Source organism: Thalassotalea euphylliae, assembly GCF_042682785.1.
GTDB classification, from domain to species: Bacteria; Pseudomonadota; Gammaproteobacteria; order Enterobacterales; family Alteromonadaceae; genus Thalassotalea_F; species Thalassotalea_F euphylliae.
In genome coordinates this window covers 1,243,975-1,264,899 of the sequence record NZ_JBHUIB010000001.1, presented here as the reverse complement: position 1 = coordinate 1,264,899, position 20,925 = coordinate 1,243,975, and the positions used below count along the sequence as shown (strand labels likewise).

Here is a 20,925-nt window from a genome sequence, read left to right as displayed (position 1 = left end):
ATAAGTTCGGATCGTTAACGGTCTATTTACATCGAACTTTTAAGGGTCGCATCACATCAAAAGACGTGATATTATCGCGAGCCGACTGTCTAAATATGTTAGGCGGTTTCAAGTGTAAAACGAGGTTTTTCAATGAGTGAATCAATGCAATCAATGGCTTTAACTGTTCCACAAAGTGGCAGCATTGACGCATATGTCCAGTCTGCGTACAGCATCCCTGTGCTAAGTGCAGAGCGTGAGCAAGAGCTTGCGACTCGTTTACATGGTCAAAACGATCTTAATGCAGCGCAAGAGTTGATCATGTCGCACTTACGCTTTGTTATACATATTGCCAAAAGCTACTCTGGCTATGGCTTACCACAAGCTGATCTTATCCAAGAAGGAAATGTTGGCTTGATGAAAGCGGTTAAGCGCTTTAACCCTGAAGTGGGTGTGCGTCTGGTGTCATTTGCGGTGCACTGGATTAAAGCTGAAATTCATGAATATGTGCTTAAAAACTGGCGCATCGTGAAAGTGGCAACAACTAAAGCACAACGTAAATTGTTCTTTAATCTTCGCAAGAATAAAAAACGTTTAGGTTGGTTTAGTCATGATGAAGTCAACACGGTAGCTGAAACGCTAGGTGTAAGTACGAAAGACGTACTTGAGATGGAATCACGCATGAGCAGCCAAGACCAAGCGTTTGATTTAACGTCAGATGACGATGATAACGCCAGTGTAGGCAACTTCGCGCCAGCTCAGTTTTTGGAAGATAAGCAATCTGACCTTGCTACATCGGTAGAAGAAGCAAACTGGGAAGATCATGCAAACCAAAAACTGGCATCAGCGTTGATCACATTAGATGAACGCAGCCAAGACATTGTTCGCACCCGCTGGTTAGATGACGATAAATCAACGTTACAAGAGCTTGCTGACAAATACCAAGTATCAGCAGAGCGTATTCGCCAATTAGAGAAAAACGCATTGGGTAAACTCAAAAATGCGATGAGCCTCTAAACGAGCTTGATTCGACTAAATAAAAAGCCAACCTAGTGTTGGCTTTTTTTATGTCTGAAATACACCAACCCGACCACGATTGTACAATTTTTGACAGGTTAATGACCTGCAGTTTCATCGCGACACAATATTCACGACGTTGAAATGTAATCATTTTGTACGCAATACCTATCAGGGTTACACCTGATTACAAAAGCATTACACAGCAATACAGAACTGCACACTTTAAAACGAACTTTTGCAAAACCCTACCGCATTATCGGGGCAGGCAGAACGGAGCAACTGCCATACGCATTCCAATAAATATTATCGTTTTAAAGTTAGAGAGGAGTTGTTGTGAAATCATCTCAGTTAAGCACCGCAATCAAAAGTGCATTATTTGCAGGGGCAGCGAGTACCGTTGCTTTTGCTTTCCCAAGTTATGCTCAAGAAGATACCTCTGTAGAGCAAGTTGAAAGAATACAAGTCACGGGTTCACGTATTAAACGTGCCGATATGGAAACCGCCAGCCCAGTTACAGTTATTGATGCGAGTGAAATATCAGCATCAGGTGTAACATCAATTGATCAGCTATTGCAAAAAACGACCGCTGCTAGCGGCGCCATGACTAATCCTGGTATTAATAATGGTTCTGGTGGTAATGCATCGATCAATCTACGAGGTTTGGGCTCTCAACGTACCTTAGTGCTTGTTAATGGCCGCCGTATGATTAATTCGGGCACGGGTGCTGCATCGACTGTCGATCTAAATACTATCCCAGTGACCATGATTCAACGTGTTGAAGTACTAAAAGATGGCGCTTCAGCAGTATATGGTTCTGATGCCGTAGCAGGTGTAGTTAACATCATCTTAAAGCGCGATTTTGAAGGTCTTGAGCTTAGTACTTCAGGTGGTGTATCTGGCGAAGGTGATGGCGAAGAAGTCGCTATCGACTTAACGATGGGAACATCGTTCGACAAAGGTAACATTGTTGTTGGTGTTCAATATATGGACCGTGGTGATGTCAGCCAAGCTGATCGAGGTTTCAGTGATTGCCCTATTTCAGAACGTACTGGCGAGAATGGTGAAATAGAACTTTATTGTGGTGGTTCAAGTTATACACCTAATGGCCACATTTGGGGACCTGATGGCGAGAGCTTGCAAGGAAATCCTGATGGTAGCTGGCATGAATTCGGTGATGATGACAAGTATAATTACTCTGCTGACTCATACCTTTACACCCCGATGCAAAAATTCAATGTTACAGCGCTCGGTACATACGAGCTGTCTGACTACAGCACTTTATTTACAGAAGTTATGTACACAAAGCGTTGGTCTGAGCAACAGATGGCTCCTCAACCTGTATGGTTTGATTTTACCTACGAAGAATGGATGGGTGATTCTCTTCAAGAACACGGCCTAGAATACGGTGACTCGCTCTCTTATGGTCGTCGTATGACAGATACAGGCGAACGTAAGTTTGAGCAAGTTGTGGATACGTTCCGCGTAGTATTGGGTGTTGAAGGTGAGTTGGATAATGGCTGGTCTTGGGACACTGCGGTTAACTTTGGTCGAAACGACTCTGTTGATCGTCTCGCTAATTTACATAACATGGGCTCCATTCAAGAAGACATCAACGAAGGTAATTTTAATCCGCTAGACCCTGCTTCTTGGGAACAAGAAAACTTGGGGCAATACGTTTATACAGAACAAAATACCGGTGGTAGTGAAACGTTAATTCTGTCTGCATCATTAGCGGGTGAATTGTTTGAAATGCCTGCGGGTTATGCTGGCTTTGCCGCTGGTATCGAACATCGTCGTGATGAAGCGTGGTACGTACCTGACTCTCTTACATCACAAGGCTTAGCCAATGACCCTATTGTTGAGCCTACACGCGGTGACTACGATGTTAATGAAGCATACCTAGAGCTTGCGCTTCCACTGTTGGCAGATATGCCTTTTGCAGAGAGTGTTGAGCTAAGTACAGCGGTTCGTTACTTCGACTATTCAACATTTGGCAGTGATTCAACATGGAAGCTAGGTTTAACGTGGAAGCTAAACGATCAGCTAATGGTACGCTCTGTAGCGTCAACTGCATTCCGTGCGCCAACAGTAGATGAGTTATACGGCGGCGCATCACCATCGTTTGAACAAATTTCTCACCCTGCGACGGATCAATCACAAGCCGAGGTAACCGTTGGTGGTAATGAAAACCTAACACCAGAGGAAGCAGACACTTTCACTATGGGTGTTGTATACGAGCCATCATTTGTTGACGGCTTGTCTGTGACCGTAGACTATTTCAAAACGGACATTGATAACGCGATTACCGAAGTTGACAGCCAGTACATTGTTGATAACTGCTTGGATGCTAATGGGACGCCAATTAATCAAGACTCAGCACTGTGCGAGTCAGCGCAAATTGGTATGGATCAGTCTGGTCGAGTTTACTTTAACAACCAATTACAAAACATCGGTGCAGAAAACATCTCTGGCTTTGACGTGAACTTTGCTTATAGCTTTGCTGCAGCTGGTTTAGATTGGAGAGCGAGCTTAGATACTTCAATCCTTGATGAATATGAAGTCGAAGTTACCGGCCAAACGACGGACTATGCGGGCTTAATCACTGGTGGTATAGGTAGTTATGCTGAGCTTAAATCAAACCTTACATTGAATGTGTCGGGTAACGATTGGTCGGCACAGTACAAGGCTCGTTATATCAGCGGTATGGACAGCGCGGCATGTGTAGACGACCCATCAGCATGTTATGCGCCAGACACGCCAAGTGTTGTATATCATGATATGTCTGGCACGTATAACGCGACTGAATCACTAACGTTTACTGGCGGTGTCAATAATCTATTCGACAAAGAGCCACCGTATTACACAGGTAACAATGACTCTAATACTGATCCTTATACCTATGATGTTATGGGGCGTTACTTCTTTGTTAAAGCAACGTTAGCGTTCTAATCTAAACGCATGTTTAAAAAAAACGGTAGCTGAAGCTGCCGTTTTTTATTTGGCTTGATCCTTGTGTTTAAAAAGTAGCCATTTCTTTTGTTTTTTTACTAGCTATTAGTAATGTTTTTGATAGACTAACCGCCTAAAAATAATACTAATAACAATAAAAATAAGAAGATCTCGTTGGCCGACGCAAAAATTTTGGAAGCAGAATATGCTAAGCGGCAGCTTCCCAAATTAAAATCTCTCCTTAAAAAGTATCGACAAGTGAAGACGATGCAGTCGAGTTTGCTGCAATTGTCTGAGTTGGCGAGTACAGTTACCGATCTTGATGACTTCTTCCATGCATTAACGAATATTATTCATTCGCTTTTAGTGACTCGTAACCTACATATTGCGCTTCAAGACAATAAACGAGAGCTGGATATCGTATTTTGCAGCAATGAAATTGAGCGACGCTTGATTGAAAATGTTGAATTTGAAGATTGGCGTAAAGGGCTAACAGGTCTTGTATTTACACGCCAACAACCACTCCATTGCAACGCACAACAGCGTATGGATTTAGCAAAATCTGGCGACATCGTATTATACGGCTCGGTATGTGTAGATTGGCTTGGTGTTCCGTTGATGCGAGGCAAACAAGTCATCGGTGTGATCGCGATTCAAAGTTATAAAGACGACTACTTTTTTGATGACCGGGACCAAGAATTGCTCACATTTATAGCACAACATATTGTGACGGCGATTGATCGGGTCAAAAGTCGAGCGCTATTAGAAGAAAGTATTACCCAGCGAACTCGTAAACTGACGGAATCCAATCGTCGTTTACAACTTGAAATCGCAGAGCGTCAAAAGGCCGTAAATACCCAACAGACATTACTTAACATTTCCGAAATTATTGCATCAAAAACTGATCTGCCAACTATGTATGAACACATACATTCGCAGCTCAAGCATTTACTAGCCATCACTAACCTGTACATAGGCGTTAGAAGTGAAAGCAGTGGAGAGCTTAGCTTTCTGTATTACAGTGATGATCGTGTTGTAGAGATAGACAACAAAAAGCGTATCAAGCTATTTTTAGACTTGGCGTTAAAAACAGCTAAACCTATGCTGATCAGCAATGATCAACTGACTACGCTTTCTCCTGATGGGTACAAAAAAACGGTGCCGTACCTGTTCAATATTGGAAAAAAATATCAACCACTTTCATGGGTAGCAGCACCATTAATGGAAGATGGTAGCGCTATTGGCGTCATTGCTACCCATGTGCAAGCGGGTAGCGATACGCTTAACGAACAACACATTGAACTATTCCGTTTTGTTGCGCAACAACTGGCAAGTGCGGTCATTAGAGACCGAGATTTAAGTGTTGTCGAGCAAAGCAAAGAAGCCTTAGAGCATGTGGTAAGCGAACGCACTAAACAACTGCAAGCGACGAATATGAATTTGCGAATGCAAATTGAAGAACGTCGAAAAGCGGAAAGTCGCTTATATTACGAAGCACACCACGACGCCCTAACCCGTTTGCCAAACCGTGCAATGTTTACCGACAGGCTGACTCATGCACTCAGACATGTTAAACGCCATCAAGATCGTAGCTTTGCTGTTCTGTTTATTGATTTAGACAGATTCAAAGTGATTAACGATACCTTAGGACACCAAGTTGGCGATAAGTTTTTGATAGAGATCGCTGCCCGCCTGAAAGACTGTGTACGTGATAATGATGTTTTAGCGCGTTTAGGCGGTGACGAATTTGTTATTCTCCTCGATTCTCTTAACTGTCAAGACGATGTTGAAGAAGTCGCTGATCGCATTATCACGGCAATTGAACAACCCTTTGATATTGAAGGTAACTGCTTATATTCCAACGCCAGTATTGGAATCGCGTTATGTAGCCCAAGCTATGAAGAAGCCAGTGATATTTTGCGTGACGCTGATGCCGCCATGTATCAAGCGAAAAACTTAGGCCGTGGTCGCTACGTCTTCTTTGATGACAGTATGCGTGAACAGCTCATTGCAAGCATGACGCTAGAACAAGAATTGCGTATAGCCATTAAAGAAAATCAGTTTGAACTGCACTATCAACAAATTAGCGACTTAAATCGCACCAATACAATTGGCTTTGAGGCCTTGCTGCGCTGGCAACACCCAACAAAAGGCTTGCTAACACCAAGTGAATTTCTATTCATGGCCGATGAAACAGGAATGATATTGGAAATTGAAGAGTGGATTATTGCTGAAGTGAGTGCGCAGCTAATTGCGTGGCAAAGTGACGAAAAATACGAAAACGTGCTCATTGGTATAAACCTATCAGGCCGTTACTTGCACCAGCCGAACCAATTGAATGAATTAGTTGAATTGATCACTAAACATAACATTCAACCACAGCGATTAATTCTTGAATTTAATGAAGCGGCATTTATGCAGCAACCTGAATTGGCGCTAAAGAGTTTACGTCGCTTAAAAGAGTTTGGTGTTAAGTTAGCGCTTGATGATTATGGCGCAGGAATGTCCTCTTTCAATTTCCTACATAGCTATCCATTTGAATTCATTAAGCTTGATCGTAGCTTTACGCGCACATTGGAAAACAATGAGAAGCACCTTTCACTCGTTAAAGCCTTGCATGAATTGGGTAACAATTTTGGTTATCGTCTTGTTGCTGAAGGCATAGAATCTGAAGAGATTCTGCAAAAGTTAAACGATGCAGGGTGTGAATTTGGCCAAGGTTATCACATTGCTAGACCGAGTAAGATGTCATCTCGTGATGCGCTAACCGATAAAAGCTACGCATAAAACAGGCTATCGCGCCTAATTTTTATAGAAAAAACCTTCTACACGCAAAGCAATGCCGGGCGTTGTTGAGTAATTTTCTTCCTCTGGCCATTCCAAAAATGGCTCAACTTCAAAATACAGCCATTTTTTAATTGCATTAAAGCGATAGCGGTAACTTAGCGTGTATTTGTCGATCAAAAAGCCTTCATCACCATTACGCTCACCCTGGACAACAAGGCCCAAAGCGCCTGCTTCAAGCAACGAAAATTGGTGCAAATGGTAGAAGCCGTGTTTCCAGCGAATACCACTAAAGTCTTCAGAGCCACGAATTGAATAGTTAAATCGAAATTGGTCTCGTAGCCCTAGCTGATAGTCATATTCCAGCATCAAGCGAGCACCAACGCCGTCTTGAATAAAATAGTAAATAGACGGCTCAAATCGAAATGCATGCTTTTCGTGCCAAGCAAAGCGACGTTTGTAACGTGCGCGAGTAAATACATCCCCAGAGGCAATACCTAATCGAGTATCTGTTACCTCATCGTCGCCGCGATGGTGGACAAAGCGAACCGCTGCGGCGAATGTATCATCGTTTGAGGTTGGTCTGTCATTAACCGTTTCTAGAGGCAAATTTCGAATTTCGTCCTCTTCATCATCCGATAAAATCAAGTCAACTTTATCGGTTAAATGAGGCAGCTTTACACGTAGTCTAAATTTGGTATCAAACTCCTCAAAATCGCGTGCTTTGGGTTCCCAAGCAAGTCTTATTCTGGCGTTGATATCAGGTTGTTCCCTAGAGGTATCGTCATCGGTAAAAAAGCCATCAAACCAATAGGCAGATCGGAAAACGGTTTCGCTTACATTGGCATGCAGACTTTCAAACCAATCGATTTCAGCCTGTTCCATACTGCCTTGGATAACAAACTTTTCGACGTCTTTCGTTTCTTCTTGCTTCGTTTGAGGTGAGTCTGATTCTGCCGCTATTGCAGCACTTTGAAACAAAATTATTGCGATGAGCGAGTAAAGCTGTTTTACCACAAATTAACGTCCAACTCGTCCGTATGAATAACGCCAGTTATCCAGAAATAACAATTAATTGCCAGCATTTTTCATCATAGCATCATCAAAATGAAAAATGCTTTTGTGTTTCTGTTCAGTATAATAGTGTCAGTTTGTTTTTCATAACCATATCTGGGTACACTAGGCACCATTAGCTTAGCTAGCACCAGACCATTAATACGTGGTGATATATACATAGGAGTATTCCATGGGCGGAATCAGCATTTGGCAATTATTGATTATTGCCGTGATCGTTATTTTATTATTCGGTACCAAGAAATTGCGTACGTTAGGCACGGATCTCGGTTCTGCGGTTAAGGGCTTCAAAAAAGCCGTGACCGATGAAAATGAGAAAGACAAAAGCGCTGAGCCAGAGTCACTAACTGCGAAGAAAGATTCAGCAGAAGAAACGGCAACAGAAAAAGAGAAAGATCGCGCCTAATGTTCGACATCGGCTTCTGGGAGCTCATGCTCATAAGCATTATAGGGCTAGTTGTTTTAGGCCCTGAGCGATTGCCTGTGGCAATTCGCACCGTGCGAGACTGGGTGAGTACCATAAAATCTTTCAGCAATAACGTAAAAACAGAGCTGAAAGAAGAGTTGCGTATTAACGAGCTTCATGAAAACCTTAAAAAGGCAGAACAGTCTGACTTTAAACAAATGTCACCCGAGGTCGCTGAGTCGTTAAAGTCACTACAAGAGGCGGCTGATATGGTAAATCGCCCTTTTGAAAGTGCGACCGATCCTACACCTAGCGACGACAAACCAAAAGAGAGCCAACCGGCTAATGACCAAAAGCCCAGCTAATCATACGTTATTTGATCACCTTTTAGAGCTCAGAAATAGATTGCTACGTGCCATGTTGAGTGTGCTCGTTGTATTTTGCTGCTTGGTGTATTTTGCTCAAGATATTTATCAATATCTTGCTGAACCTTTATTGGCAACTATGCCTGAAGGAACGCAAATGATTGCAACTGACGTGGCGTCACCATTTTTCGCTCCGTTTAAGTTAACCATGGTGATCTCCGTTTTTATCGCTATGCCACTGATTTTGTACCAAGTATGGGCGTTTATCGCCCCTGGTTTATACAGTAATGAAAAGCGATTAGTTGCACCGCTGATGTTCGGTAGCACAATTTTATTCTATGGCGGCATTAGCTTTGCGTATTTCGTTGTGTTCCCGCTAGCGTTTGCGTTTTTTACCTCTGTAGCGCCAGAGGGCGTGACTATAGCAACAGATATCAGTAGTTATCTGGATTTTGTTTTAAAACTGTTTTTTGCATTTGGTGCCGCATTTGAGATACCCATTGCCATCATGCTGATGTGTTGGACTGGCATGACAACACCCGAAAATCTCAAAAAGAAGCGCCCTTATATTGTTGTAGGTGCGTTTGTGGTGGGCATGTTGTTGACACCGCCAGATATTATTTCCCAGACGCTTTTAGCTATCCCTATGTTGTTGTTATTTGAATTGGGGCTAATATTAGCGGGCTTTTATAAGAAAAAAGATCGAGATGAAGCGATCGTAGAGGAAGAATCGTGAAAAGAATAATGTTGTTTAGCGCTTTAGCGTTAATATCTAATGTCACTGTAGCTGGTGATTTAACAGTTGAGCTCGCACAGTGTAAAGCAGAGCAAGATAGCCTTAAGCGTTTAGTTTGTTACGATTCATTAGCTGAAAAAGCCCTGAAAACACCGGTTGCAGTTAATAAAGATGTAAACAAGCCAGGGCCTCAAGCTAACAAAACAGAGACAGTAGCATCTATGGCACCTAAAGCCGTTGCCGTTGTTAAGCCTAATCCACCAAGTGTGGCTGCGCCTGTTGCTGTTGCTCAAACAGATCAAGCTGAAGCTCAATTTGGTCAAGAGAATAAGAAAAAGCCAGAACAGGTTGACGAAGTGTCTTTCGTCGTTAAAACAGCAAGTTTGTCATTACGTAAAAAGTGGCGCTTTACTTTCGAGAATGGCCAACAGTGGGAACAAAAAGACACAGAAAAGTTTGCAAAATTTAAAGCAGGTGACCAAGTCACCATAAAACGGGGTGCATTAAATGCCTTTTATCTGAAAAAGGCAGATAGCAATCGCACAATAAGAGTAAAACGCATCAAGTAGACACTCGTGATAGATATTGGGGTAAATCTTACCAACAGCCGATTTGATAAAGATCGGGAAACGGTGATTGATTCGGCTGTATCGCAGGGAATATCGCACTTACTTGTTACAGGGACAAGTATCAAAGAAAGTCAGCAGGCACTGGCGCTAGCTGAGCAGTACCCCAATATTATTGCGTCAACTGCTGGTGTTCATCCACATGACGCTGATGGCGTTAGTGATGATTACCTTGAACATTTGTCTGAACTTGCTAAAAACCCACTGGTTAAAGCCATAGGGGAATGTGGGCTTGACTTTAACCGCAATTTTTCTGCGCCAGAGCAACAAAAGAAAGTGTTTGCCGAACAGGTCGCACTTGCTTCAAAAGTACAGAAGCCTTTGTTTCTCCATCAGAGAGAAGCCTTTACTGAATGGTTAGACATTCTTAAACCTTATATCGGCAAAGTCCCAGCCATGGTATCTCACTGTTTTACCGATAATAAAGACGTTTTACTTTCTTGTCTTGATGCTGGCATGTATATCGGTATTACTGGCTGGGTGTGTGATGAACGTCGTGGGCATGCGCTTCAAGAGGCAGTTAAGTTGCTCCCACTGTCTCGACTAATGATTGAGACGGATGCCCCTTATTTAACTCCAAGAACGATTAGGCCGCGCCCCAAAAGCAGCCGAAATGAACCGAAGTATTTGCCCTATGTCGTAAAAACAATTGCTGAATTGAAAGGCGTTGGAGAAGAAGCGATTATTGAGGCGAGTACAACGAACGCGAAAAAGGTTTTCCAGTTATGAGCATAGTGGCGCGATTGTATGCGCTATTGTTGTTAGCTGCGTTGGGAGTCAATGTGGCGAATGCCGTTAACTTTGGAATTGTGGCGCCACCTAAAGCAGTGGAACTAGAATCTCTTCGCTACGCCAAGGTTTCTCCAACCGCAAATTTATCTGCAGATGATATTGCCAAGCTACCGATTACAGAGTGGACTAATCAAAGTAATCCATCACAAGTATCGTTGTCACCAGGTGTTAATTGGATTCAATTAACACTATATAACCCAAACCAAGTCAATCAGCCATACTACTTGACCATGTTGAACAAGCTAGAGGTCAAACACGCCCTGTTATATCAACGCCAACCTCAGCTGCTAACCCCGCTACCTTTTGACCTCATCAGCACAAACTATTGGGTGAGCCATTTTGTTATCAAGGGTAATGATAGGCTTGAGCTTTTGCTGCGTGTAGATTCAGACATATATCAGCAGCTAGCCATCACATTGAGCAACCACCAAGAGCACTGGCAAACTCAATCGTCGCTCACTCAGTCTAAAAGTTTCGCGATAGGCGGAATAGTGTTTGTCGCAGCAATGTTCTTTTTGTTGTTTGTTACCACACGCGATGTCACGTTGGGGTATTTGTCGGTTTATTTTGTATGCCGTGCTGCATTTCTAGCAGCGATGTTGGGCAGTCATTTATGGTACTTCTTCCCGAGTCACTCCGAACTTAGAGCGATTGAAATTCCATGGTTGGTGGTTGCTTCTAGTATCTGTTTTTTATGGTTCAGTGCGCATTTGTTTAAATTAAAAGCGTACTTTCCACATTTCATTCGACCACTAAAAATACTAACCGTGTTGTATGTAGCCTATATACCAATTAGCTTTTATTTGTCTATTCACACGAACAATATATTAAGCGTTGTTATCTTTATTTTTAACAATATGATGCTTGCTGCGCTTGGCTTATATCTGTATCACAGAAAGCATAAATTGGCGCTGTTTTATGCAATTATCATGATGATTCAACTGCTGTTTACCGTTGCCGTTGTATTGGGCTTTTATTCAAATATGTCGGCCTTTGCCGATCGACATACGCTGCAAGTTATCTCATTTATCTTTAACGCTATTCTTGTTGTGTTACTTATTTGTCGACAGTATTACTATCAGCTGGCTGATAAACATCAAATGCAACGCGAGGCACTGGCAAATGCCGTTGCAACAAAACAAGCACAAGATGCACTGATTGAACTGCAAACGCAGAATCAGGAGGAGCTTGAACAACGTGTGCAAGAGCGCACCCTAGAGTTGAATATAGCGCTGAATGAACTCGAAGAGCTGAACCATGAGCTTGCGCAAAAAAATACGGTTGATGAACTTACAGGGTTATACAACCGTCGTTTCTATGATCAGCGATTATTAGCCGAGTATCGCCGCAGCAAGCGTAACCTAACTCCGTTGAGTCTGGTGGTGGTTGATATAGACTTCTTCAAACAAGTGAATGACAACTTTGGACATTTGGCAGGTGACCAATGTTTAAGTTGGTTGGCACAGCATATAAAACAGAGCTTGAAACGCAGTACCGATGTTGGTTGTCGATATGGTGGTGAAGAGTTCTGTTTGATTTTACCGGATACCGATTTAGCTGGTGCGATAGCCTTGGCAGAAAGCTTAAGGGTGGCTATTGAGTCGTTTGATTTTGTTTACCAAGGTCAGCATATAGCACTCACCATTAGCTGTGGAGTAACCACCTATCAGCAACAATCTGATATCACGCCTCAACATATTTTCGGCACGGCAGATCGTGCACTTTATCAGGCGAAGCGTGGCGGCAGAAACCAAGTTAAGTCGCTAACTATTTCTTCAGAATTAACCATAGAGGATTCAACCAATGGCTGATGCATTTGGGCAATTTCCAGCAAGGCGCATGCGCCGTATGCGCAAAGATGACTTTTCTCGTCGATTAATGGCTGAGAATCAACTCACTGTTAACGACCTCATCTACCCTGTATTTGTTTTGGAAGGCGAGAATCAACGTGAAGTTGTTGCATCAATGCCCGGTGTCGAGCGAAAAAGTATTGATCTCTTACTAGAAGAAGCAGCAGAGCTGGTTGAGCTTGGTATTCCAGCGATAGCTTTGTTTCCGGTAACGCCACAGGAGCAAAAGTCGCTGATGGCCGAAGAGGCTTACAATGCAGATGGCTTGGCTCAGCGAGCAGTGCGTGCATTAAAAGCAAAGTTTCCTGAGTTAGGCGTTATTACGGATGTGGCGTTAGATCCCTTCACCACTCATGGGCAAGATGGCATCATCGATGATGACGGTTACGTGCTGAATGATGTGACGAAAGACATATTGGTTAAACAAGCGCTATCACACGCTGAAGCGGGCGCTGACGTCGTTGCGCCGTCGGACATGATGGACGGTCGTGTAGGCGCTATTCGAGAAGCATTGGAAGAGGCGGGTCACATAAACACGCGTATATTGGCTTATTCGGCTAAGTATGCGTCTAACTATTATGGTCCATTCCGTGATGCTGTTGGCTCTAGTGGCAATTTAAAAGGCGGTAACAAATACACGTATCAAATGGATCCAGCAAACAGCGATGAAGCGTTGCACGAAATTGCCCAAGATATTGCCGAAGGTGCAGATATGGTAATGGTAAAGCCGGGTATGCCTTATCTCGATATTGTGCGTCGTGTAAAAGACAACTTTTCAGTACCTACGTATGCATATCAGGTAAGTGGTGAGTATGCGATGCATATGGCGGCTATTCAAAACGGCTGGTTAGCAGAAAAGCCTTGTGTAATGGAAGGATTGTTAGCCTTTAAGCGCGCCGGTGCTGACGGCATTCTAACGTATTTTGCCAAACAAGTAGCGCGCTGGCTCAAGGAAGGCTAATCGGTGTCTGCTAATAGCAGAAGCCATTTCTTAATACTTCACTCGTCAGTGCTACTGTTTGCGCTGGCGGGGTTATTCGCTAAATGGATCGCTCTTTCCGCATACTGGCTGGTCATGGGGCGTACCGGATTCGCCGCTTTAGCGTTAATCTGTTTTATTGCGCTAAGTGCAAAGCACACGTTCAAGATAGAGAGTCATCATCTTTCTAGATTCGCCTTAACAGGCGGCCTACTTTTATTGCATTGGCTTAGCTTTTTTTATGCTATTCAACAATCAACAGTAGCATTTGGTTTATTGGTTTTTGCCGCTTTTCCTATTTTTACGCTCGCTATTAACGCTTATGTTTTAAAGCGCATGCCCGACAAGGCTTCGATCATGCAAGGCGGATTAATATGTATTGGGATTTTATTATTAACCATTGATAAACCCTTGCTGACGAGTGCAACAGCATTAATATCCGGGCTTTTTTCGGCGTTTACCTTTGCTTTATTGTTGGCTGTGAACAAATCGCTCGTTCAGCAGTACCACTCTTCGCAAGTTGCCTTGTATCAAAACGGGTTCGCTTTTCTTTTGGGCTTACCATTTGTTTTGGTGTTCCCCACTTCCGTTGAGTTACTGGTTGCAGAGCTGCCGCTGCTTGTGCTGCTTGGCGTTGTTTTTACAGCTTTAGCGCATAGCGCACTGAATCGTTCGCTCACACAACTAACCACGCTGACGGTATCACTGGCGATCTGTTTAGAGCCCGTTTATGGCACGATAGCCGCCATGTTGTTGCTAGATGAAGCGGTTTCTTGGTCTATGCTGGCTGGTGGTGTGTTAATTATTGCAGTGAATATTGTCAGAGCAGTGTCGCCTGCTAACAGGAAATCACTAGCGATAGCCCGAGAGTAGCTAAGTGGTCATTTTCATGCAGCAATTCATCTGCGATCAGAGGATGTTTTTCTAGCCACGTTGAGGGTAAGCACAGTTTGATGGTGTGTTTATCGGCATCTGTCGTGTATTCGGGTAACACTTCATCTTGCCTGCGACGACATAGAATCACCGCCAACCTAAAAATAGCCAGCAATTGAGACGCTTTTTCTTTGTCCACCAATGCCAGTTTATCGAGTAGTGCACCATCGATATCACCTTTGTGCAATTTTATAAGGGTGACAATGAGCTGCCTTTCTGTTTGATCAAACCCAGGTAAATCGGCGTGCTGAATAATGTAAGCACCGTGTTGTTGATGATATTTGTACGAGAGTAATAATCCAACTTCGTGCAGCTGACAAGCACTGATTAGAAGCTGTTTGAGCTGTTCATTCAATTGCCAGGTTTTCGCATAGCAATCGAACAAGTGAGAAGCTTGTTGGCTGACGCGATCAGCATGTGCAACGTCAATATGAAAGCGTTCTACTAATGAGTGTATCGTACGGGTGCGAATATTCACTTTCCGCATATCTGGCAGCATTTCGTATAGCAACCCTTCTCGAAGCGCCCCACTAGAGAGCTGTAAAGCACTGATTTCAAAGCTCTCAAACAAAGCAATGAGAATAGCAAGCCCACTGACAAATACCGGTTTTCGATCACTCGTGAGCCCGTCGATATCAATGTTGCTTATGTCACCAGACGTTATAGCTTGTTGTTTTAGGTCATGCATAAATGGCAGGGTAACAATAGCAGGCAACTTTCTGTGCATTAATATCTCTGCAAGCGCTTGCATTGTTCCTGAGCCACCGAGGACCGATTGCCAACCAAACTCCGTATAGTCTTTTAAGAGTGGCAGTAACTGAGATTTGGCATCCGCCACAGCTCGTTCGAAGCGTTGCAAGGTAATATGGCCATCTTCAAAAAAGCGCTGATTAAAGGTGACACAACCCATATTTAGGCTGCTTGCTTGGTGAATACTAAAATGTTCGCCGATCACCAGCTCTGTACTTGCTCCACCTATATCGAGGACAAGTTTTTTAGCACCGCAGTCACTGGTATGAGCCACACCTAGATAAATACGCTCTGCTTCTTCGATACCTGACAACAAGCGAACCTGGTGCCCCAGTACCTCATTTGCTTTTGTAATGAACTCTTGACCATTTGTTGCAATACGAAGTGTTGCGGTGGCTACAATGCGGATATTTTCTGGCGCAATATCTTGAAGGCGTTCTGCAAAAAAGCTCAGGCACTCAAGCCCTCTAGACATGGCTTCTTGAGATAGGTTGTTTTGTTCATCTAGTCCAGAGGCAAGTCTCACTTTCCGCTTAACTTTGTCGACGATTTGCACGCCATCAGCAACCAAGCGCGTTATTAACATATGGAAACTGTTAGAGCCCAAATCTATGACGGCATAAAGAGGGCTGGTTGAGGTTGCTGGATGTGCTTGCATACTATCTTCTGCCGTGTGACTTTCCACGGTTTTGGCCACCATTGTGAGGGCGGTGACGGCGATGTTTCGGTTTTGGCTTAGGCAAATCCGTTAATAGCGCATCGTGATCATACTTACTCACTGGCAGTGCATGGCCGATGTAATTCTCGATAGCTGGCAAATTGAAAACATAGTCTTCGCAAGCAAAGCTAATGGCATGACCGGTTGCACCTGCACGTCCTGTTCGACCGATGCGATGTACATAGTCTTCGAAATCGTCAGGTAAATCGTAATTGAATACATGCGTTACTGCCGGGATGTGAAGACCACGTGCAGCTACGTCTGTAGCAACTAACACATCTAAATGCCCCTGCGTGAATTGCTCTAAAATTTTAAGACGCTTCTTTTGCATTACATCACCGGTTAACAAACCGACGCGGATTTTATCTGCATGCAAATGATTGTAGATGTTTTCACAACTGTGTTTTGTATTGGCAAAAATTATTGCTTTATCTGGCCACTCTTCTTCAATCAGTGTTTGTAAAAGTGCCATCTTATCTTCATTCGATGGATAAAATAGTTCTTCCGTAATACGTGTATTGGTGATTTGTTCAGGCGCTACTTCAACGCTTACTGGATCGTTCATATGCTCAAACGCCAGCTCTTTTACACGGAACGATAAGGTTGCTGAAAACAACATGTTCAAACGCTCAGTCGCCGGTGGCATTTTGCGGAACATATAGCGAATGTCTTTGATAAAGCCCAAATCAAACATGCGATCGGCTTCATCTAGCACTACGGCTTGAATATGGTTGAGCTTATAAACCCCTTGTTTGTAGTAGTCAATGAGGCGGCCACAAGTACCAATCAAAATATCTACGCCTTGTTCGAGTTCTTGGCGTTGACTTTCATAACCTTCACCCCCATATACGATACCAAGGCGTAATCCTGTGCTTTTTGCCATAGCTTTTGCGTCGTTGTGAATTTGAATGGCCAGTTCACGTGTTGGTGCCATGATAAGTGCACGAGGTTGATTGTGATCAGGTGCTGCTTGTTGCAGTAAGTGATGGAAGGTCGCAGATAAAAATGCGATTGTTTTGCCTTCCCCTGTTTGTGCCTGACCTGCAATATCTTTACCTTCTAAAAGAACAGGAAGAGATTTTGCTTGGATATTGGTACAGAATTGAAAGCCCATTGCTTCCAGTCCGGTCACTACTTTCGGCGCTAAACCAAGGTCAGTAAATTGAGTTTCGGTTAAATGTGTTTTTTTCATCCGCCAAGCTTAACAGGTTATTATACCAATTGAATTAAATATTTGCCCATTCAGCGAGAATTAAAAGGCTTATAGGCAAGACATTGATTGCAGATAATGGTTATTCCCTTATCAAAATCAATAACGCTGAGTATAAGGCTATTAAACTCACCCTTTGGGAGCTCGTCAGGAAAGTGATAACTTCACAAATTTCTTGGTTGGAGAATGACTACAACGGCATCAATTTGCTTTGTTCTAACTTCCCTGACGTAGCTCTGAACGGGTTAAATATATATTTCATTTGGTATCAGGCGTTAACAAACGCTTGTTGGTCAGGAAATAGGAAAAACTAGAGTGTTTTGCCATGTAACTAACAACATTGGTACTTGGTATAATAAAAAACTCTATTGAATAGTTCGCAATCAACTATCAGACAGGTATACTCTTGCTGATATAGCTTGCACATGTATCTAAATTCGGAGAAACAAATGAGCGATAAAATTCTTCAGCTAACTGACGACAGCTTTGAAGCTGACGTAATCAACGCATCTGGCTTAGTGCTAGTTGATTTCTGGGCTGAATGGTGTGGTCCTTGTAAAATGATCGCTCCACTTTTAGACGATATTGCTGACGAATACGAAGGTCAGGTTACTGTAGGTAAACTTAATATCGACCAAAACGCTGATACACCGCCTAAGTTCGGGATCCGCGGTATCCCTACTTTGCTATTGTTCAAAGACGGTAACGTTGCTGATACAAAAGTAGGTGCTTTATCAAAAACTCAATTAAAAGAGTTCATCGATAGCAACCTTTAATCATTAAAAGCCCGGCAAAAGCCGGGTTTTTTGTGTGAAAAGGGCATCAATTGCTCGATATAGCTAGGGTTAACTTTACCTCACCTATTTTTAATGCTAACTTTAGCTTGTAGTTATTTTACTTACCCAAATTCTATTCAAACTTTCATACATCGCCATCAGGCAATAAATAACAATTATTTATTAGTTTAAGAACCTCAACTATGAATCTTACCGAACTTAAACAGAAGTCTATTAACGAATTGGTCTCTTTAGCAGAGTCAATGAAGCTAGACAACTTAGCACGTAACCGTAAACAAGATATTATTTTCGCTATTTTGAAAGCGCACGCTAAAAGCGGCGAGGATATCTTTGGCAGTGGTGTGCTAGAGATTTTACAAGACGGCTTTGGCTTCCTGAGATCGGCAGACTCATCTTACCTAGCAGGTCCTGATGATATTTATGTTTCGCCGAGTCAGATTCGTCGTTTTAGTCTGCGTACAGGTGATACGATTCAAGGTAAAATTCGTCCGCCAAAAGATGGCGAGCGTTACTTTGCATTATTGAAAGTTAATGAAGTTAACTTTGACCGTCCTGAGAACTCACGTAACAAAATCTTATTTGAAAACTTAACGCCTGTTCACTGTGACTCGCGTATGGTGATGGAGCGTGGTAATGGTTCAACAGAAGATATTACAGCACGTGTTCTAGATTTAGCGTCGCCGATTGGTAAAGGTCAACGTGGTCTTATCGTTGCACCACCGAAAGCGGGTAAAACACTTCTTCTTCAAAACATCGCACAAAGTATTGCTCACAATCACCCTGAGTGTGAATTGATGGTACTACTGATTGATGAGCGTCCTGAAGAAGTAACAGAGATGCAGCGTCTTGTTAAAGGTGAAGTGGTTGCATCAACATTTGATGAACCTGCAAGTCGTCACGTTCAAGTTGCTGAAATGGTGATTGAAAAGGCGAAGCGTTTAACGGAACACAAGAAAGATGTTGTCATCCTGCTTGATTCAATTACCCGTTTAGCACGTGCATACAACACAGTTATTCCATCATCAGGCAAAATACTCACTGGTGGTGTTGATGCAAACGCATTACATCGCCCGAAGCGTTTCTTCGGTGCCGCACGTAATATTGAAGAAGGCGGTAGTTTAACAATCATCGCGACCGCGCTTGTTGATACGGGTTCAAAGATGGACGAAGTTATCTACGAAGAATTTAAAGGTACTGGTAACATGGAATTGCACTTGTCGCGTAAAGTGGCCGAAAAACGTGTATTCCCTGCTATTCACTTTAATCGCAGTGGCACACGCCGTGAAGAGTTACTGACGAAGCAAGACGAGCTGCAGAAAATGTGGATTCTGCGTAAGATTGTCCATGAAATGGGTGAAATCGATGCGATGGAGTTCCTTATCGATAAGTTGGCAATGACCAAAACTAACGATGAATTCTTCGACTCAATGAAGCGGAAATAAACGCTCCACACTATTTAAGAACGCCAGCTTAATGCTGGCGTTTTTGTCTGTTGAAAAAAAACGACAAAGTTATTTTACTTTCGAGTAGTAGCCATCAAACAAGGTTTGCCAATTCTTTCCGTTGTCTGCACTTGTTTTCCAGGTTTGGTTTACCCGTCCATCTTCTAATTGTTGCCAGCTAATTTGGTTAAGGGTTGCTATGCCCTTGGCGTCATATGTGGTGCCCTGTAACACCATTTTCCCATCTTTGAATTCACCATCTAGCTGCAGCAACAAGCCGCTATTATCAACCCAGGTTTGATGCCATTTACCCTTTTGTTTATCGTAAATGTTAAGGCTTTTACCTTCAAAACCTGTAGGTGTGGAATACTCTTCCAAAATACCACAGCCGTTATTAATCGATGAAATTTTACTGCTACTGACTTGGCTATTTTGACTATTGGACACCTGCCACTCACCCAGCCAAAAGTCGAATTGTCGATATTCCTTTTTTTCACAAGCTAGCACTGACTGCGGTAAGCTTAATGCGAACAAAAAAGACAAAATTAGTAAGCGCATGAATATATAGACCTTTTCATCTAACACATTACAACACTGTAAATGATACTTGCCTCGTTGTTAATTTCTGGTGTTTAAAAAGTAAACGACAAGATGTAATTATTTGTGTAGACTGCGCACCTTTCGAGGCGCCAGCTAGTTGTTTAAGTGGGATACGTGTGAAGTTAGTTTGTCAGTTCATGATATACATTGTCGTTATGTTAGTTACCACACCTCGGGTGTGGGCAGAGCAAGTAACGGTTCATGTGGTGACAGAAGACGCTTATCCGCTGCAATATATGGAAGGCGGTGAGTTAAAGGGACCTGCTACCGATGTGATTGTTAAGGTGCTTGAGCGAGCGCAGCTTGATTATCGAATTGATGTGCTGCCATGGGCTAGAGCCTATACCTTGGCAACAACGAAACCCAACACACTGATTTTTTCTATTGCACGCACGCAGCCACGAGAAGATGCTTTTCACTGGATTGGTGCTTTAATGAAGCTGCAATACTTTTTCTACGGTCATGAAGACCAATTTCCTGAAAACGCATACCAAGCGGAACAGTTCAAGCACATGCGTATTGGTGGCATCTTAGAAAGTGCTACTTATCAGTATTTGAGAGCTAATGGTTTTGAACGTTTGTACCATGTTGCCAACCCTAGCCAAAATTATGACAAACTGCTCTCTGGACGCATTGATTTGTTCACCGCCAATGTCGCTAGCTTTAAAGCGTCGTGTGTAAAGTTCAATAAAGATTGTTCACAAATAAAGCCGATAGCGCCAGTGGGCATCCCAGCTACTCAACTGTATTTCGCCTTAAGTAAAAACACTTCACAAGATATTGTCGATAAAATCAGAAAAGCCTACCAACAGCTCCGAGATGAAGGCGAAATTGTTGCGGAAATTGCGTTAGCATTCGATCATGTAGCATCTTAGGACGCGATTACTGCGTATTATGCCGTGGCTGTTCAATGGT

Annotated in this window: 18 protein-coding genes; 14 read left to right on the top strand and 4 right to left on the bottom strand. The window is 43.0% G+C overall.

What is annotated here, in order from left to right; genetic code table 11:
• The first annotated feature begins 132 nt into the window (after positions 1 to 132).
• From rpoH to ACFSJY_RS05725, 3 genes are all read left to right on the top strand, one after another.
• Positions 133 to 996 (top strand): RNA polymerase sigma factor RpoH, encoded by an 864-nt coding sequence (gene rpoH / locus ACFSJY_RS05735; RefSeq protein ID WP_386032028.1) that lies wholly within the window; start codon positions 133 to 135, stop codon positions 994 to 996.
• Positions 997 to 1,332: 336 nt separating this feature from the next.
• Positions 1,333 to 3,948, top strand: coding sequence for a TonB-dependent receptor (locus ACFSJY_RS05730; protein ID WP_386032026.1), 2,616 nt, complete (start codon positions 1,333 to 1,335; stop codon positions 3,946 to 3,948).
• Between the two features lie 174 nt (positions 3,949 to 4,122).
• Positions 4,123 to 6,735: a bifunctional diguanylate cyclase/phosphodiesterase gene (locus tag ACFSJY_RS05725; protein ID WP_386032024.1), complete on the top strand. Its 2,613-nt coding sequence runs from the start codon at positions 4,123 to 4,125 to the stop codon at positions 6,733 to 6,735.
• A gap of 15 nt (positions 6,736 to 6,750) precedes the next feature.
• Here the strand turns inward: ACFSJY_RS05725 and ACFSJY_RS05720 are convergent, their stop codons facing one another.
• Positions 6,751 to 7,749: a hypothetical protein gene (locus ACFSJY_RS05720; RefSeq protein WP_386032022.1), complete on the bottom strand. Its 999-nt coding sequence runs from the start codon at positions 7,747 to 7,749 to the stop codon at positions 6,751 to 6,753.
• 229 nt (positions 7,750 to 7,978) lie between these two features.
• Here ACFSJY_RS05720 and tatA point away from each other — a divergent pair, with 229 nt between their 5' ends.
• Genes tatA through ACFSJY_RS05680 form a run of 8 tightly spaced genes read left to right on the top strand, consistent with a single transcriptional unit; the run spans position 7,979 to position 14,433 of the window.
• Positions 7,979 to 8,212: a Sec-independent protein translocase subunit TatA gene (tatA, locus tag ACFSJY_RS05715; RefSeq protein ID WP_386032020.1), complete on the top strand. Its 234-nt coding sequence runs from the start codon at positions 7,979 to 7,981 to the stop codon at positions 8,210 to 8,212.
• A gap of 26 nt (positions 8,213 to 8,238) precedes the next feature.
• Entirely contained in the window at positions 8,239 to 8,577 is a 339-nt protein-coding gene (gene tatB, locus ACFSJY_RS05710; RefSeq protein WP_386032017.1) for a Sec-independent protein translocase protein TatB, read from the top strand.
• Entirely contained in the window at positions 8,558 to 9,313 is a 756-nt protein-coding gene (tatC, locus tag ACFSJY_RS05705) for a twin-arginine translocase subunit TatC (RefSeq protein WP_386032015.1), read from the top strand. The genes tatB and tatC overlap by 20 nt, the downstream gene beginning before the upstream one ends.
• Positions 9,310 to 9,882 carry a hypothetical protein gene (locus ACFSJY_RS05700; protein ID WP_386032013.1) on the top strand — a complete coding sequence of 191 codons (573 nt, stop codon included), beginning with the start codon at positions 9,310 to 9,312 and terminating at the stop codon, positions 9,880 to 9,882. The genes tatC and ACFSJY_RS05700 overlap by 4 nt, the downstream gene beginning before the upstream one ends.
• 6 nt (positions 9,883 to 9,888) lie before the next feature.
• Positions 9,889 to 10,668 carry a TatD family hydrolase gene (locus tag ACFSJY_RS05695; RefSeq protein ID WP_386032011.1) on the top strand — a complete coding sequence of 260 codons (780 nt, stop codon included), beginning with the start codon at positions 9,889 to 9,891 and terminating at the stop codon, positions 10,666 to 10,668.
• The gene (locus tag ACFSJY_RS05690; RefSeq protein ID WP_386032009.1) at positions 10,665 to 12,542 is read left to right on the top strand and encodes a sensor domain-containing diguanylate cyclase; all 1,878 of its coding nucleotides are present in this window, start codon (positions 10,665 to 10,667) and stop codon (positions 12,540 to 12,542) included. The genes ACFSJY_RS05695 and ACFSJY_RS05690 overlap by 4 nt, the downstream gene beginning before the upstream one ends.
• Positions 12,535 to 13,542 (top strand): porphobilinogen synthase, encoded by a 1,008-nt coding sequence (gene hemB, locus ACFSJY_RS05685; protein WP_386032006.1) that lies wholly within the window; start codon positions 12,535 to 12,537, stop codon positions 13,540 to 13,542. The genes ACFSJY_RS05690 and hemB overlap by 8 nt, the downstream gene beginning before the upstream one ends.
• 3 nt (positions 13,543 to 13,545) lie before the next feature.
• A complete protein-coding gene (locus tag ACFSJY_RS05680; protein ID WP_386032004.1) occupies positions 13,546 to 14,433 on the top strand; it encodes a DMT family transporter in 888 nt (295 codons plus the stop codon).
• Here the strand turns inward: ACFSJY_RS05680 and ACFSJY_RS05675 are convergent.
• Positions 14,399 to 15,928 (bottom strand): Ppx/GppA phosphatase family protein, encoded by a 1,530-nt coding sequence (locus ACFSJY_RS05675; RefSeq protein ID WP_386032002.1) that lies wholly within the window; start codon positions 15,926 to 15,928, stop codon positions 14,399 to 14,401. The genes ACFSJY_RS05680 and ACFSJY_RS05675 overlap by 35 nt on opposite strands.
• Entirely contained in the window at positions 15,903 to 17,153 is a 1,251-nt protein-coding gene (gene rhlB, locus ACFSJY_RS05670; protein WP_386032000.1) for an ATP-dependent RNA helicase RhlB, read from the bottom strand. Before rhlB ends, ACFSJY_RS05675 begins: the two co-directional genes overlap by 26 nt.
• A gap of 467 nt (positions 17,154 to 17,620) precedes the next feature.
• Between rhlB and trxA the strand changes: the two genes are divergently transcribed.
• On the top strand, positions 17,621 to 17,947 hold the full coding sequence (gene trxA, locus ACFSJY_RS05665) for a thioredoxin TrxA (protein ID WP_386031998.1): 327 nt from the start codon (positions 17,621 to 17,623) through the stop codon (positions 17,945 to 17,947).
• Between the two features lie 203 nt (positions 17,948 to 18,150).
• Positions 18,151 to 19,410, top strand: coding sequence for a transcription termination factor Rho (gene rho, locus ACFSJY_RS05660; protein WP_386031996.1), 1,260 nt, complete (start codon positions 18,151 to 18,153; stop codon positions 19,408 to 19,410).
• Between the two features lie 69 nt (positions 19,411 to 19,479).
• On the opposite strand, the gene ACFSJY_RS05655 is transcribed toward rho, so the two are convergent.
• Complete coding sequence (locus ACFSJY_RS05655) at positions 19,480 to 19,968, bottom strand: hypothetical protein (RefSeq protein WP_386031994.1); 489 nt, start codon at positions 19,966 to 19,968, stop codon at positions 19,480 to 19,482.
• 158 nt (positions 19,969 to 20,126) lie between these two features.
• On the opposite strand from ACFSJY_RS05655, the gene ACFSJY_RS05650 reads away from it, so the two are divergent.
• Complete coding sequence (locus tag ACFSJY_RS05650) at positions 20,127 to 20,885, top strand: substrate-binding periplasmic protein (protein ID WP_386031992.1); 759 nt, start codon at positions 20,127 to 20,129, stop codon at positions 20,883 to 20,885.
• Positions 20,886 to 20,925 lie beyond the last annotated feature (40 nt).

Coding starts and splice junctions, on each gene's coding strand:
- rpoH (WP_386032028.1), top strand. CDS start 133: ATGAGTGAATCAATGCAATCAATGGCTTTAACTGTTCCACAAAGTGGC.
- tatA (WP_386032020.1), top strand. CDS start 7,979: ATGGGCGGAATCAGCATTTGGCAATTATTGATTATTGCCGTGATCGTT.
- tatB (WP_386032017.1), top strand. CDS start 8,239: ATGCTCATAAGCATTATAGGGCTAGTTGTTTTAGGCCCTGAGCGATTG.
- tatC (WP_386032015.1), top strand. CDS start 8,558: ATGACCAAAAGCCCAGCTAATCATACGTTATTTGATCACCTTTTAGAG.
- ACFSJY_RS05690 (WP_386032009.1), top strand. CDS start 10,665: ATGAGCATAGTGGCGCGATTGTATGCGCTATTGTTGTTAGCTGCGTTG.
- hemB (WP_386032006.1), top strand. CDS start 12,535: ATGGCTGATGCATTTGGGCAATTTCCAGCAAGGCGCATGCGCCGTATG.
- rhlB (WP_386032000.1), bottom strand. CDS start 17,153: ATGAAAAAAACACATTTAACCGAAACTCAATTTACTGACCTTGGTTTA.
- trxA (WP_386031998.1), top strand. CDS start 17,621: ATGAGCGATAAAATTCTTCAGCTAACTGACGACAGCTTTGAAGCTGAC.
- rho (WP_386031996.1), top strand. CDS start 18,151: ATGAATCTTACCGAACTTAAACAGAAGTCTATTAACGAATTGGTCTCT.
- ACFSJY_RS05655 (WP_386031994.1), bottom strand. CDS start 19,968: ATGCGCTTACTAATTTTGTCTTTTTTGTTCGCATTAAGCTTACCGCAG.